The sequence below is a fragment of the Isoptericola aurantiacus genome, assembly GCF_044769875.1.
GTDB lineage: Bacteria > Actinomycetota > Actinomycetes > Actinomycetales > Cellulomonadaceae > Isoptericola > Isoptericola aurantiacus.
Genome location: NZ_JBJBAE010000002.1, coordinates 424,808 through 439,621, shown reverse-complemented (window position 1 = coordinate 439,621; position 14,814 = coordinate 424,808). Strand labels below are relative to the sequence as shown.

The 14,814-nt window shown below is 71.0% G+C and carries 12 protein-coding genes; 11 read left to right on the top strand and 1 reads right to left on the bottom strand.

From position 1 onward, the window contains the following. The first annotated feature begins 271 nt into the window (after positions 1 to 271). Positions 272 to 1,276 carry a TerC family protein gene (locus ACIQLL_RS08875; protein WP_402465664.1) on the top strand — a complete coding sequence of 335 codons (1,005 nt, stop codon included), beginning with the start codon at positions 272 to 274 and terminating at the stop codon, positions 1,274 to 1,276. Continuing rightward, on the top strand, positions 1,273 to 2,277 hold the full coding sequence (locus tag ACIQLL_RS08870; RefSeq protein ID WP_402465662.1) for a TerC family protein: 1,005 nt from the start codon (positions 1,273 to 1,275) through the stop codon (positions 2,275 to 2,277). The genes ACIQLL_RS08875 and ACIQLL_RS08870 overlap by 4 nt, the downstream gene beginning before the upstream one ends. Before the next feature lie 20 nt (positions 2,278 to 2,297). On the opposite strand, the gene ACIQLL_RS08865 is transcribed toward ACIQLL_RS08870, so the two are convergent. After that, a complete protein-coding gene (locus tag ACIQLL_RS08865) occupies positions 2,298 to 2,591 on the bottom strand; it encodes a YciI family protein (protein ID WP_402465659.1) in 294 nt (97 codons plus the stop codon). A gap of 117 nt (positions 2,592 to 2,708) precedes the next feature. On the opposite strand from ACIQLL_RS08865, the gene uvrA reads away from it, so the two are divergent. From uvrA to tpiA, 9 genes are all read left to right on the top strand, one after another. Beyond that, on the top strand, positions 2,709 to 5,654 hold the full coding sequence (gene uvrA / locus ACIQLL_RS08860) for an excinuclease ABC subunit UvrA (protein ID WP_402465656.1): 2,946 nt from the start codon (positions 2,709 to 2,711) through the stop codon (positions 5,652 to 5,654). A gap of 17 nt (positions 5,655 to 5,671) precedes the next feature. Then, positions 5,672 to 6,181, top strand: coding sequence for an OsmC family protein (locus ACIQLL_RS08855; protein WP_402465653.1), 510 nt, complete (start codon positions 5,672 to 5,674; stop codon positions 6,179 to 6,181). A gap of 58 nt (positions 6,182 to 6,239) precedes the next feature. Further along, on the top strand, positions 6,240 to 8,243 hold the full coding sequence (gene uvrC, locus ACIQLL_RS08850) for an excinuclease ABC subunit UvrC (RefSeq protein ID WP_402465651.1): 2,004 nt from the start codon (positions 6,240 to 6,242) through the stop codon (positions 8,241 to 8,243). Further along, complete coding sequence (gene rapZ / locus ACIQLL_RS08845) at positions 8,240 to 9,175, top strand: RNase adapter RapZ (protein ID WP_402465650.1); 936 nt, start codon at positions 8,240 to 8,242, stop codon at positions 9,173 to 9,175. Before uvrC ends, rapZ begins: the two co-directional genes overlap by 4 nt. A 3-nt stretch (positions 9,176 to 9,178) precedes the next feature. Then, complete coding sequence (locus tag ACIQLL_RS08840) at positions 9,179 to 10,186, top strand: gluconeogenesis factor YvcK family protein (protein ID WP_402466282.1); 1,008 nt, start codon at positions 9,179 to 9,181, stop codon at positions 10,184 to 10,186. 61 nt (positions 10,187 to 10,247) lie between these two features. Further along, positions 10,248 to 11,228 carry a DNA-binding protein WhiA gene (gene whiA, locus ACIQLL_RS08835; protein WP_402465649.1) on the top strand — a complete coding sequence of 327 codons (981 nt, stop codon included), beginning with the start codon at positions 10,248 to 10,250 and terminating at the stop codon, positions 11,226 to 11,228. Between the two features lie 248 nt (positions 11,229 to 11,476). Continuing rightward, positions 11,477 to 12,481, top strand: coding sequence for a type I glyceraldehyde-3-phosphate dehydrogenase (gene gap, locus ACIQLL_RS08830; protein WP_402465646.1), 1,005 nt, complete (start codon positions 11,477 to 11,479; stop codon positions 12,479 to 12,481). Positions 12,482 to 12,622: 141 nt separating this feature from the next. Further along, the gene (locus ACIQLL_RS08825; RefSeq protein ID WP_402465644.1) at positions 12,623 to 13,822 is read left to right on the top strand and encodes a phosphoglycerate kinase; all 1,200 of its coding nucleotides are present in this window, start codon (positions 12,623 to 12,625) and stop codon (positions 13,820 to 13,822) included. 45 nt (positions 13,823 to 13,867) lie between these two features. Further along, positions 13,868 to 14,665, top strand: a complete 798-nt coding sequence (gene tpiA, locus ACIQLL_RS08820; RefSeq protein ID WP_402465641.1) for a triose-phosphate isomerase — start codon at positions 13,868 to 13,870, stop codon at positions 14,663 to 14,665. Positions 14,666 to 14,814: the final 149 nt, after the last annotated feature.

The following is a 14,814-nucleotide window of genomic DNA, read 5'->3' as shown; positions in this document are numbered from 1 at the left end:
GGGTCCTCCATGTTGACTGGTCAACAGATGAGCCTGATTCACTCTGACACAGGCCGACGTGGCCCGACTTCTGATTCTGCCCCTGACCTGCGAACTCGCAGGTCAGGCCGCGTTCCCGTATGGTCCTCCCAAGGAGGGGAGTATCTCCCAAGCGGTGTGGTCGTCATCACGGCCGGCGTGGACGCCGGGTCCGGCCCACCCACCGAGCCGTCCGCGGCCGCGGTGAGAGAGACCTCCGGTGCCCTGCCCTGCGTACCGGAGGAGTCTTCCCGTGGATGTGCCCGTCTGGGCCTGGATCGTCACCGTGCTCGCGATCCTGGCCATGCTCGCCGTCGACTACGTCGGACACGTGCGGACACCGCACGCGCCGACCCTCAAGGAGTCGGCGTGGTGGTCCGTCGCCTACGTCGCGGTCGCCATGATCTTCGGACTGATCGTGCTGGCCGCCTGGGGCCCGCAGTACGGTGGCGAGTACTTCGCCGGGTACATCACCGAGAAGTCGCTCAGCGTCGACAACCTCTTCGTCTTCGTGCTGATCATGACGAGCTTCCGCGTGCCGCGGGAGCATCAGCAGCGTGTGCTGCTCATCGGCATCACCATCGCCCTGGTCCTGCGCACGATCTTCATCTTCGCCGGCGCTGCACTCATCGCGAACTTTGCCTGGATCTTCTACCTCTTCGGCGCCTTCCTCATCTGGACGGCGATCGCCCAGGCCCGCGCGGGCACCGACCACGACGAGGAGTACACCGAGAACGGCGTCCTGCGCCTGACCCGGCGGATCTTCCCGACCACCGACGACTACGTCGACCACCACATGGTCACGACGATCGACGGCAAGCGGTACATCACGCCGATGCTCATCGTCATGATCGCCATCGGCAGCGCCGACCTGCTCTTCGCGGTCGACTCGATCCCGGCGATCTTCGGCCTGACGCAGGAGACGTTCCTGGTGTTCGCCGCCAACGCGTTCTCGCTGCTCGGGCTGCGCCAGCTCTACTTCCTCGTCGACGGGCTCCTCGACCGGCTCGTCTACCTCAACTACGGTCTCGCGGCGATCCTCGGGTTCATCGGCGTCAAGCTGGTCATCCACGCGCTGCACACCAACGAGCTGCCGTTCGTCAACGGCGGTGAGCACGTCGAGGCGATCCCGGAGATCTCCACGACCGTGTCGCTGTCGTTCATCGTCGTCGTGCTGACCATCACGACCGTCGCATCGCTCGCCAGGTCGCGCCGTGACGCACGGGTCGGCAGCCGGACGCCGGAGCGTGACGCGTGACCCACGAGCTTCCCCTGTGGTTCGAGGTCACGGCGCTCGCGGCGATCGGCGTGCTGCTCGTCGTGGACCTCCTGATCGTGGCCCGCCGCCCGCACGTGCCGACGATGAAGGAGAGCAGCCTGTGGGTGGCGTTCTACGTCGCCCTGGCGTTGGCGTTCGGGCTGGTGCTGCTGGCGGTCGGCGGCTCGGCGCCGGCCGGGGAGTTCTACGCCGGCTGGCTCACGGAGTACTCCCTGAGCGTGGACAACCTGTTCGTGTTCGTCATCATCATGTCGCGGTTCGCCGTGCCGCGGGAGCAGCAGCAACGCGTCCTGATGGTCGGCATCATCGTCGCCCTGGTGCTGCGCGCCGGGTTCATCGTGGCGGGTGCGGCGATCATCGAGCAGTTCGTGTGGGTGTTCTACCTGTTCGGTGCCTTCCTGGTCTACACGGCGGTCAAGCTGGTGGTCGGCGACGACGACGAGGAGTACTCCGAGAACGTGGCGATCCGGCTCCTGCGGCGAGTGCTGCCCGTCACGGAGCGCTACGACGGCGGCCGGCTGCGCACGGTCGTGGACGGTCGACGGACCTGGACACCGATGCTCGTGGTGTTCTTCGCGATCGGTTCGACGGACCTGCTCTTCGCCCTCGACTCGATCCCGGCGATCTTCGGCCTCACCCGCGACCCGTTCATCGTGTTCACCGCGAACGTGTTCGCTCTCATGGGACTGCGTCAGCTGTACTTCCTGCTGGGCGGGCTGCTCGAGCGGCTGGTCTTCCTGCCGATGGCGCTGGCGGCGATCCTCGGGTTCATCGGGATCAAGCTCGTCCTGGAGGCGATGGCGGAGAACTCCGTGCCCTTCATCAACGGCGGGCAGCCGATCCGCTGGGTCCCGGAGGTCCCCCTCTGGCTCTCGCTGGTCGTCATCGTCGGTTCGCTGGCGGTGGCGACCGTGGCGAGCCTGCTCACGACCCGCAGCACGACGCCGTCCGACGTCGGCAGGGGCCCGGACGCGTCCTGACGGTGCGGGTCGCCACGGTCTCAGCCGCCGAGGCTGCCGATCACCGGGACCCACTCGCGCGCGGACCGTTCGGTGACGAGCCCGGCGCGCACGAACGGGTCGGCGTCCAGCAGGTGGAGCGCCACCTCGGCGTCCGGTGCCTCGAGGATCAGGAGCGCCCCGGCCGACCGCGCCGCGGTGGCGGGCAGCGGGCCGGAGACCACCACCACCCCGGTGGCGTGCAGGTCGCCGAGGAACTCCCGGTGCTCGGGTCGCACGGCGTCGAGCCGCTCGGGTTCGGCGGCGTAGGTGTAGGTGACAGCGATGATGGCCATGGCCGACATCCAAGCAGATGCGCCCGGGGCCGGTGGGCGTCCGCACCCCACCGACGGGGTGACGCTGTGGCATGGAACACCTGTACGAATGTCGGCGCGGCGCCGTAGGATGCTGCGGTGAGCAACCGCCTCGTCGTCTCCGGTGCCCGTGAGCACAACCTGCGCAACGTCGACCTCGACCTGCCGCGCGACTCGCTCATCGTGTTCACCGGTCTGTCCGGGTCGGGCAAGTCCTCGCTGGCCTTCGACACGATCTTCGCCGAGGGTCAGCGTCGCTACGTCGAGTCGCTGTCCGCGTACGCGCGGCAGTTCCTCGGGCAGATGGACAAGCCCGACGTCGACTTCATCGAGGGGCTGAGCCCTGCGGTGTCGATCGACCAGAAGTCGACCAACCGCAACCCGCGCTCGACGGTCGGCACCATCACGGAGGTCTACGACTACCTGCGGCTGCTCTTCGCGCGGGCCGGCACCCAGCACTGCCCGGTGTGCGACGAGCCCGTCCAGGCGCAGACCCCGCAGCAGATCGTGGACAAGATCCTGGAGCTGCCCGAAGGGACGCGATACCAGGTGCTCGCCCCGGTGGTGCGGGGGCGCAAGGGGGAGTACGCCGAGCTCTTCTCCGAGCTGCAGACCCAGGGGTTCGCCCGGGCGCGCGTGGACGGCGAGGTGGTCCAGCTCGCCAGCCCGCCCGCGCTGGAGAAGAAGCTCAAGCACGACATCGAGGTCGTCGTCGACCGGCTGGTCGCCCGGGAGGGCGTCCAGCGCCGGCTGACGGACTCCGTCGAGACGGCGCTCGGCCTGGCGGGCGGTCTGGTGATGGTCGAGCTGGTGGACGCCGGCATCGACGATCTCGACCGGGTGCGCAAGTACTCCGAGAAGCGGTCCTGCCCCAACGACCACCCGCTGAGCCTCGACGAGATCGAACCGCGGACGTTCTCGTTCAACGCGCCGTACGGGGCGTGCCCCGAGTGCACCGGGATCGGGTTCCGCCTCGAGGTCGACCCGGAGCTCGTGGTCCCGGACCCGGAACGGACGTTGCGCGAGGGCGCGGTGGCGCCGTGGGCGCAGACCTCGTCGGAGTACTTCGAGCGGGTCCTCACGGCGCTCGCGGAGGAGATGACGTTCTCCCTCGACGTCCCCTGGCGCGCGCTGCCTGCCCGGGCACGCGAGGCGATCCTGCACGGGCGCAACCACAAGGTGCACGTGCGCTACCGCAACCGCTGGGGCCGCGAACGGCAGTACTCCACGGGCTTCGAGGGGGCCATCACCTTCATCGAGCGGCGGCACTCCGAGACGGAGTCGGACTGGTCGAAGGACCGTTACGAGGCGTTCATGCGTCAGGTGCCGTGCCCGACGTGCTCGGGCGCCCGGCTCAAGCCGGAGGTCCTGGCCGTCAAGGTGGGGTCCAAGTCCATCTGGGACGTCTGCCGCCTGCCGATCGCCGACGCCAAGGAGTACCTGGACGCCCTCGAGCTCGGGACGCGGGAGCGGGCGATCGCGGCCGAGGTCCTCAAGGAGATCCACGCCCGGCTCGGGTTCCTGCTCGACGTGGGTCTGCACTACTTGACCCTGGAGCGCGCGGCCGGCACGCTCTCCGGGGGCGAGGCGCAACGGATCCGCCTGGCCACGCAGATCGGTTCGGGACTGGTGGGCGTGCTGTACGTGCTCGACGAACCGAGCATCGGCCTGCACCAGCGGGACAACCGGCGCCTCATCGACACGCTGAGCCGGCTGCGGGACCTGGGCAACACCCTCATCGTGGTCGAGCACGACGAGGACACGATCCGCTCCGCCGACTGGATCGTCGACGTCGGCCCCGGCGCGGGGGAGCACGGCGGGCAGGTCGTGCACTCCGGCGACTACGCCGGTCTGCTCGAGGCCGAGGGATCGATGACCGGTGCCTACCTGGCGGGACGCCGCGCGATCGCGCTGCCGGCGACCCGGCGTGGCGTCGACCGCAAGCGTCAGCTCACCGTCGTGGGAGCGCGCGAGAACAACCTGCGTGACATCGACGTCTCGTTCCCCGTGGGGGTGCTCACCGCCGTCACGGGTGTGTCCGGCTCGGGGAAGTCGACCCTGGTGAACTCGATCCTGCACACGGTGCTCGCCAACGAGCTCAACGGGGCGCGTCAGGTGGCCGGGCGCCACACCCGCGTCACCGGCACGGACCACCTGGACAAGGTGGTGCACGTCGACCAGGGGCCGATCGGCCGCACGCCGCGGTCCAACCCGGCCACGTACACCGGGGTCTGGGACCGGGTGCGCAAGATCTTCGCCGAGACCGAGGAGGCCAAGGTCCGCGGCTACGGGCCCGGCCGGTTCTCGTTCAACGTCAAGGGCGGTCGCTGCGAGGCCTGCTCGGGTGACGGCACGCTGAAGATCGAGATGAACTTCCTGCCGGACGTCTACGTCCCGTGCGAGGTGTGCCACGGCGCCCGGTACAACCGGGAGACCCTCGAGGTCCACTTCAAGGGCAGGACGGTCGCCGACGTGCTCGACATGCCGATCGAGGAGGCCGCGGAGTTCTTCGCCGCGTTCCCGGCGATCTCCCGGCACCTGACCACGCTGGTGGAGGTCGGCCTGGGGTACGTCCGGCTGGGTCAGCCCGCACCGACGCTGTCCGGGGGCGAGGCGCAGCGCGTCAAGCTCGCCAGCGAGCTGCAGAAGCGGTCCACGGGGCGCACGGTCTACGTGCTCGACGAGCCGACGACGGGGCTGCACTTCGAGGACATCCGCAAGCTGCTGGGTGTGCTGCAGTCCCTGGTCGACAAGGGCAACACCGTGCTGGTCATCGAGCACAACCTGGACGTGATCAAGTCTGCGGACTGGATCGTGGACATGGGTCCCGAGGGCGGCTCGGGCGGCGGGCTGGTCGTGGCCGAGGGCACCCCGGAGGAGGTCGCCCGGGTCGAGGCGAGCCACACGGGGCGCTTCCTGGCCGAGATCCTCGAGACGCTCCCCGACGTGCCCGTGGACCCTCCGGCACCGCCGGTGTCCGCACCGACCGGAGCACGCGGGAAGGCCGGGAGCCGGGCACGCGCCGCCAAGCGCCGCGCAGCCTGACCCCCTACGGTGTCGCCATGGGAGCCCACCACTCGTACGCCGTCACCGTCACCTGGCCCACCGCCTCGCTCGACGCCGGCAGCCCGGCCGGCGCGACGTCGTCGTACACCGCGTACACCCGCGACCACGACGTCGCCCTGCCCGGCCGGCCCGTGCTCCCCGGCAGTGCCGACCCGGCGTTCCGGGGGGATCCCGAGCGGTTCAGCCCCGAGGACCTGTTCGTGGCGAGCCTGGCGCAGTGCCACATGCTGTGGTTCCTGCACCTGGCGGCCGAGGCCGGTGTCGTCGTGCGCGAGTACTCCGACGACGCCACCGGGACCATGCGCGTCGAGGGCCGTGGTGAGGGGCAGTTCTCCGACGTCACGCTCCACCCGCGCATCGTCGTCGATCCGGGGGAGAAGGCCGACGACGAGCACGTCGCGGCGTTGCACGAGCGCGCCCACGCGCTCTGCTTCCTGTCCCGCAGCGTCAACTTCCGGGTCCTGGTCGAGCCCGCGCCGCTGCACCTCACCTCGGACGCGACCTGACCGGTCGGACGGCCCCGGCCGTTCCTGCCGTGTCGGCGCGCTGACCTAGTCTGTGCCCATGGCCGACCCAGCGACCTACCGACCGAAGCCGGGGGAGATCCCGACGTCGCCGGGCGTGTACCGGTTCCGCGACCCGCACGGCCGCGTCATCTACGTCGGCAAGGCGAAGAACCTCCGCCAGCGGCTGTCCAGCTACTTCCAGGACGTCGCCAACCTGCACCACCGCACCCAGCAGATGGTCACCACGGCCGCCTCCGTGGAGTGGACCGTCGTCGAGACGGAGGTCGAGGCGCTCGCGCTCGAGTACACGTGGATCAAGGAGTACGACCCGCGGTTCAACGTCAAGTACCGCGACGACAAGTCGTACCCCTACCTGGCGGTGACGATGGGCGAGGAGATCCCTCGCGCCCAGGTGATGCGCGGGACCAAGCGTCCCGGGACCCGGTACTTCGGCCCGTACGGTCACGCCTGGGCGATCCGCGAGACGCTGGACCTGCTGCTGCGGGTGTTTCCCGTGCGGACCTGCTCGGCCGGTGTCTACCGTCGGGCCCAGCAGTCGGGCCGGCCGTGCCTGCTGGGCTACATCGACAAGTGCTCGGCGCCGTGCGTCGGACGGATCGGCCCGGACGAGCACCGTGCGCTGGCCGACGACCTGTGCGACTTCATGGCGGGGGACACCGGTCGCTTCGTCAAGCGTCTGGAGCGGCAGATGGCGCAGGCGGCGGCGGAGATGGAGTACGAGCAGGCTGCACGACTCCGCGACGACCTGGCTGCCCTGCGGCGTGTGACGGAGAAGAACGCCGTCGTGCTGTCCGACGCCACCGACGCCGACGTCTTCGCCCTGGACGGTGACGAGCTCGAGGCCGCCGTCCAGGTCTTCCACGTGCGCGGTGGTCGGATCCGCGGCCAGCGCGGCTGGATCGTGGAGCGTGTGGAGGACATCAGCGACGGCGAGCTGGTGGAGCATCTGCTCCAGCAGGTCTACGGCGTGGTCGAGGACACGCGTGATCCGCGGACCTCGGACCGTCAGACTCGTGCCGCGGCCCGGGACGCGGTGCCCCGCGAGGTCCTCGTGCCGGTGCTGCCGCCGGACGTCGAGGAGATCGCCACCTGGTTGACCGGCCTGCGCGGCGCCAGGGTCGACGTCCGCGTACCGCGACGGGGCGACAAGCGAGAGCTGGCCGCGACCGTGCGCGCCAACGCCGAGCAGGCACTCGTCCTCCACCGCACCCGCCGCGCCGGGGACCTGACCACCCGCAGCCAGGCGCTGTCGGAGCTGCAGGACGCGCTGGGGCTCGACGAGGCACCGCTGCGGATCGAGTGCTACGACGTGTCGCACACCCAGGGGTCCTTCCAGTCGGCCTCGATGGTCGTGTTCGAGGACGGGCTCCCGCGCAAGGGCGAGTACCGCTCGTTCTCGGTCCGCGGACCCGATGGCGACGGTGCGGCCGACGACACGGCCGCCATGCACGAGGTCATCACGCGCAGGTTCCGCCGGTACCTCGCCGAGCAGCACGCCCACGGCGAGATCGGCGCGGTCGAGGGCGCCGTCCCGGGCGGCGAGGTGCGGGCGGCCGCCGAGCCCGAGGAGAAGCGCCGGTTCGCCTACCCGCCGAACCTGGTGGTCGTCGACGGCGGTCCGCCCCAGGTGGCGGCAGCGGCGCGTGCGCTCGCGGAGCTGGGCATCACCGACGTCGCGCTGTGCGGGCTGGCCAAGCGGCTCGAGGAGGTCTGGGTGCCGGGCGACGACTACCCGGTGATCCTCCAACGCTCCTCCCAGGGGCTCTACCTCCTGCAGCGGGTGCGTGACGAGGCGCACCGCTTCGCCATCGCGCAGCACCGGCGGCGTCGCAGCAAGGGCATGACGGTCTCGGTGCTCGACGACGTCCCCGGCCTCGGACCGGCACGGCAGAAGGCGCTGCTGGCCCGGTTCGGCTCCGTGAAGCGGATGCGCTCGGCGAGCGTGGCGGAGATCGCCGAGGTCAAGGGGATGGGACGGCGGACGGCGCAGGCCGTGGCGGACGCCCTGGCGGGGCCCGGGACTGGCATGCTGGACCCATGAGCGAACCGTCGCCCATCACCGTCCCGCAGGGCATCCCCGAGATCGAGGCCGCCTCGCACACCCCCGAGCGCTCGGACCCGGAGGTGCTCATCATCACGGGCATGTCCGGGGCCGGTCGCACCCGCGCGGCCGGCGTCCTGGAGGACCTCGACTGGTTCGTGGTGGACAACCTCCCGCCGATGATGATCGTCCCGCTCGTGGACCTCATGACGAAGGCGGGGTCGTCGGTGGAGCGGCTCGCCGTCGTCGTCGACGTGCGGGGGCGCGAGTACTTCTCCGAGCTGGCCCAGGCCCTGGACCACCTGCGCTCGTCCGGCGTCAGCTACCGGATCCTGTTCCTCGACGCCACCGACGAGGTGCTGGTGCGCCGGTTCGAGAGCGTGCGGCGTCCGCACCCGTTGCAGGGCGACGGGCGCATCCTGGACGGCATCGGCACCGAGCGTCGGATGCTGGCCTCGATCGCCGAGCGCGCCGACGTCGTCGTGGACACCTCCGGCCTGTCGGTGCACGACCTCGCCAAGGAGGTCCGGGACGCCGTCGCGGGCGGTTCGGTCGACTCGCTGCGCATCAACGTCCTGGCCTTCGGCTTCAAATACGGGCTGCCCCTGGACGCCGACCACGTCGCCGACGTCCGGTTCCTGGCGAACCCGTACTGGATCACCGAGCTGCGGCACCTGACCGGACAGGACGACGCCGTGCGCGACTACGTGCTCGCGCGGCCGGGCGCGCTGGAGTTCGTGGAACGGTACGTCGCCGCCCTGGAGCCGGTGCTGGCCGGCTACCTCGCCGAGGAGAAGCGCTACGCGACCATCGCCGTCGGGTGCACGGGGGGCAAGCACCGCTCCGTGGCGATCGCGGGGGAGATCGCGGCCCGCCTGCAGGCGGCCGGGCACCGCGTCACCGTGAACGCACGGGACCTCGGGAAGGAGTAGACACTGACGTCGAGCACACCGGGCCGGCTCCCCGGGGCACCTCGTGCCCGCGCCGGCGACGCCGGCCCCGCGGTCGTCGCCCTCGGCGGTGGGCACGGTCTCTCCGTCACCCTGGAGGCACTGCGCCTGCTCTCCGAACGACTGACGGCCGTCGTGACGGTCGCCGACGACGGCGGCTCGTCCGGCCGGTTGCGCACCGAGCTGGAGGTGCTGCCTCCCGGTGACCTGCGCATGGCGTTGGCCGCCCTGTGCGACGACTCCGAGTGGGGGCGCACCTGGAGCGACCTGCTGCAGCACCGGTTCTCCTCCGGGGGCGACCTCGACGGCCATGCGATGGGCAACCTGCTGATCGTCTCGTTGTGGGAACGCCTGGGGGACACGGTGGCCGGTCTGGACTGGGTCGGGCGCCTGCTCGGTGCCCGCGGACGCGTGCTGCCGATGGCCTCGGTGCCCCTCGTGGTCGAGGCCGACGTCACCCGGGACGGGGTGGCCTCGACCGTGGTGGGGCAGAGCCGGGTGGCCGTCACGGACGGCCGCATCGAGCAGCTGCGCCTGGTGCCCGTCGACCCTCCGGCGTGCCCCGAGGCGGTCCAGGCGGTGCGGGACGCGGACTGGGTGGTGATGGGGCCGGGGTCCTGGTACTCGTCGGTGCTCGTGCACCTGCTCGTGCCCGGTCTCGCAGCAGCGCTGCACTCCACGAGCGCGCGTCGGTGCCTGACCCTGAACCTGAGCGCCGACCAGGGAGAGACCCACGGGTTGTCCGCACCGGCGCACCTGGAGGCGCTGCACCGGCACGCCCCGGAGCTGCAGGTGGACGCCGTGCTGGCCGACCCCTCGACCGTCGCGGACGCCGACGCCCTCGAGAGCGCCGCACGGTCCCTGGGCGCACGGTTGTACGTGCGTCGGGTGCGGCGCGGGGACGGGTCGCCGCGGCACGACCCGCTGCGGCTGGCGGCGGCCTACCGCGACGTCTTCGAAGGGGCCGACGACGGCGCCGGGCGCCCGGGGTGACGACGCCCGGCGCTCCCGCTCCCGGCGCGGCGTGCCCGGCGTGTCGTGGCAGGATGACGCCATGGCGCTGACGACAGAGGTGAAGGACGAGCTGTCCCGGTACACGGTGACCCGGACGTCGTGCCGCAAGGCCGAGGTGTCGGCGATGCTCCGGTTCTCCGGCGGGTTGCACATCATCTCCGGGCGGGTGGTGATCGAGGCGGAGCTCGACTCCGAGGAGGTCGCGGCCCGGCTGCGCCGAGCGATCGCGGACCTCTACGGGCACGCCAGCGAGCTGATCGTGGTCCGTGCGGGTGGTCTGCGCAAGAACGACCGGTACGTGGTGCGGGTGGTCCGCGACGGTGAGTCGCTGGCGCGCCAGACGGGGCTGCTCGACATGCGAGGGCGCCCGGTCCGTGGACTGGCACCGGAGGTCGTCTCCGGCGGCGTCGACGAGGCGGAGGCCGTGTGGCGAGGAGCCTTCCTGGCGCACGGCTCCCTGACCGAGCCGGGGCGCTCGATGTCGATGGAGGTGACCTGCCCGGGCCCGGAGGCCGCACTGGCCCTGGTGGGCGCGGCGCGACGGCTCGGCGTCCAGGCGCGCTCCCGCGAGGTGCGGGGGGTCGACCGTGTCGTGGTGCGTGACGGCGACGCGATCAGCGACCTGCTCGCGCGCATCGGCGCCGTGCGGACCCGCCGCGTCTGGGAGGAGCGTCGGGCCCGTCGTGAGGTCCGGGGGACCGCGAACCGGCTGGCCAACTTCGACGACGCCAACCTGCGCCGCTCCGCGCGCGCCGCCGTCGCGGCGGGCGCCCGGGTGCAACGGGCGTTCGAGATCCTCGGTGACGAGGTGCCCGATCACCTGCGCCAGGCCGGTGAGCTGCGGCTGGCGAACAAGCAGTCGTCGTTGGAGGAGCTGGGCCAGCTCGCGGACCCGCCGCTGTCGAAGGACGCGGTGGCCGGGCGCATCCGCCGGCTGCTGTCGACGGCGGACAAGCGCGCCCTGGAGCTCGGTGTCCCGGACACCGAGGCAGGTCTGTCCCCGGACCTCCTGGACCTGTGACCGGTGGCCCGTCCAGAGGTCGGACCACACGTCTCACGGAGTACCGTGCTCGGCGACGGTCAACGGATGGGTATAGGCTCGTCGACGTCAGGTGACGACGGTGTGACCCTGGACAGACGTCCCGGACCTCTACGTCGCGGGCTTTCCCAGGGCTTGCGCCGTGACCAGGAGCGCGCCGCCGGCGCGCCAGAGAATGGCATCAACCGTGTGCGCCGGTCCCGATCCGGCGCGCCCTGAGGAGGGCTATCGTGACCATCCGCGTCGGTATCAACGGCTTCGGCCGCATCGGACGTAACTTCTACCGGGCTCTCGTGGAGTCGGGTGCGGACATCGAGGTCGTGGGCGTCAACGACCTGACGGACAACAAGACGCTCGCCCACCTGCTCAAGTACGACACGACGCTCGGCCGCTTCGGCAAGACCGTCGAGTTCGACGACGAGAACATCATCGTCGACGGCGCGAAGATCCGTGCGCTCGCCGAGCGCGACCCGGCGAACCTCCCCTGGGGCGAGCTCGGCGCGGACGTCGTCATCGAGTCGACCGGCTTCTTCACGGACGCGACCAAGGCCAAGGCGCACATCGACGCCGGCGCCAAGAAGGTCATCATCTCCGCCCCGGCGAAGAACGAGGACGCGACGTTCGTCATGGGCGTCAACAGCGACCAGTACGACGCGGCCGCGCACCACGTCATCTCGAACGCGTCCTGCACCACCAACTGCCTGGCCCCGCTGGCCAAGGCGCTCAACGACTCGATCGGCATCGAGCGTGGCCTCATGACCACGATCCACGCCTACACGGGTGACCAGAACCTGCAGGACGGTCCGCACAAGGACCTGCGCCGCGCCCGTGCGGCCGCGCAGAACATCGTGCCGACCACGACGGGCGCGGCCAAGGCCGTCGCGCTGGTGCTCCCCGAGCTCAAGGGCAAGCTCGACGGCTACGCCCTGCGCGTGCCCGTCATCACCGGCTCGGCGACCGACCTCACCTTCGAGGCCCCCCGGGAGGTCACGGTCGAGGAGGTCAACGCCGCGGTCAAGGCTGCCGCCGAGGGCCCGCTCAAGGGCGTGCTGTCCTACGTCGAGGACGACATCGTCTCCTCCGACATCGTGACGGACCCGCACCAGAGCATCTTCGACGCGAAGCTCACCAAGGTGATCGGCAACCAGGTCAAGGTCGTCTCCTGGTACGACAACGAGTGGGGCTACTCCAACTCGCTCGTCTCGCTGACCGAGCTCGTCGGCTCCCAGCTCTGACGAACAGGCTCGTCAGAGCGTGACCACGACGTCCGCGGGAGCGCGGCCCGCCCGTCCTCGTGACGTGCGGACCGCCCTCCCGCGGACGTCGTCGTGTCACCGCACGTCCACCCTCCCGTCCCCTCCGTACGAGGTGAGCTCATGAAGACGATCGACTCTCTCGGCGACCTGCGCGGCAAGCGCGTCCTGGTCCGCTCCGACTTCAACGTGCCGCTGGACGGCACCACCATCACCGACGACGGCCGCATCCGCGCCGCGTTGCCGACGCTCACGCGCCTGGTCGACGCCGGCGCCCGCGTCGTCGTCACGGCTCACCTGGGCCGGCCGAAGGGCACGCCCGACCCGACGTTCTCGCTGGCCCCCGTCGCCCAGCGTCTCGGCGAGCTGCTGGGTCAGGACGTCGCGCTGGCCGGCGACCTGGTCGGCGAGTCGGCCCGTGCCACCGTCGCCGGGCTGTCCGACGGCCAGGTCGCGCTGCTGGAGAACGTCCGTTTCGACGCCCGGGAGACCTCGAAGGTCGACGCCGAGCGCGCCGAGCTGGCCTCCGAGCTGGCCGAGCTGGCGGACGCGTTCGTCTCGGACGGCTTCGGAGTCGTGCACCGCAAGCAGGCGTCGGTCTACGACGTCGCGCAGGTGCTGCCGGCCGCCGCCGGCGAGCTCGTGCTGAAGGAGGTGGAGTCGCTCTCGCGCGCCACCACCGACCCGCAGCGCCCCTACGCCGTCGTGCTGGGCGGTTCCAAGGTCTCCGACAAGCTCGGTGTCATCGCCAACCTGCTGACCAAGGCCGACCGGCTCCTCATCGGCGGTGGCATGGTCTTCACCTTCCTGGCCGCCAAGGGGCACTCGGTGGGATCCTCGCTTCTCGAGGAGGACCAGGTCGAGACCGTGCGCGGCTACCTGGCCGAGGCCGAGGCCAACGGCGTCGAGATCGTGCTGCCCACGGACATCGTGGCGGCCGACTCGTTCGCGGCGGACGCGCCCCACACGACCGTCGCCGCCGACGCGATCCCCGACGGCACCATGGGTCTGGACATCGGCCCGGACTCGGGTGCGCTGTTCGCGGCCAAGCTCGCCGACGCGCGGACCATCGCCTGGAACGGGCCGATGGGCGTCTTCGAGTTCGACGCGTTCGCCGGCGGCACCCGTGCGGTCGCCCAGGGCATCGTCGACGCGACGTCGAACGGCGGGTTCTCGATCGTCGGTGGTGGCGACTCCGCGGCCGCCGTCCGCATCCTCGGGTTCGACGAGGCCGGCTTCAGCCACATCTCGACCGGTGGTGGCGCGAGCCTCGAGCTGCTGGAGGGCAAGGAGCTGCCCGGCCTGACGGTCCTGGCCGACTGAGGCGATCCGGCCCCTGCACGACACCATTCCCACGACACGAAGGACATGACTGTGGCCACGAACCGCACGCCGCTGATGGCGGGCAACTGGAAGATGAACCTGGACCATGCCGAGGCGATCGCCACGGTCCAGAAGCTGGCGTGGACGCTCAAGGACGCCGGGCACGACTACGCAGCGGTCGAGGTGGCGGTCCTGACGCCCTTCACCGACCTCCGCTCGGTGCAGACCCTCGTCGACGCCGACAAGCTCGAGATCCGGTACGGCGCGCAGGACGTCTCGCAGCACGGGTCGGGCGCCTACACCGGCGAGGTCTCCAGCGCGATGCTGGCCCGTCTGGGCTGCAGCTACGTGGCGGTCGGGCACTCCGAGCGGCGTGAGTACCACGCCGAGGACGACGCCCAGGTGAACGCCAAGATCAAGGCGGCGTTCGCCCGGTCGATCACGCCGATCCTCTGCGTCGGCGAGGGCCTGGACGTCCGCAAGGCGGGCGAGCAGGTCTCCTTCACGCTGGCGCAGCTCGACGGTGCCCTCGAGGGCGTGCCGGCCGACCAGGCCAAGGACCTCGTCGTCGCCTACGAGCCCGTCTGGGCCATCGGCACGGGTGAGGTCGCCACGCCGGAGGACGCGCAGGAGGTCTGCGGCGCCATCCGTTCCCGGCTCGCGGAGCTGTACGACGCCGAGCTCGCCGCGGGGGTGCGTGTCCTGTACGGCGGGTCGGTCAAGTCGGGCAACGTCGCGCAGATCATGGCGCAGCCCGACGTCGACGGCGCGCTGGTCGGTGGCGCGAGCCTCGACCCGCAGGAGTTCGCGAAGATCGCGCGCTACCAGTCGCACGTGGCCTGAGGCCGCGTCGGTCCGGCGGGCACGCCCGCCGGACCTCCCGAACGCCTCCCGTGGTGGTCGGACCCCGGTCAAGACAGGGGTTGGCCACGGGAGGCGTTCGTCACCTAGTCTTGACCCCGCCGGGTAGGTCCGGCACCGACAGCCCGCCG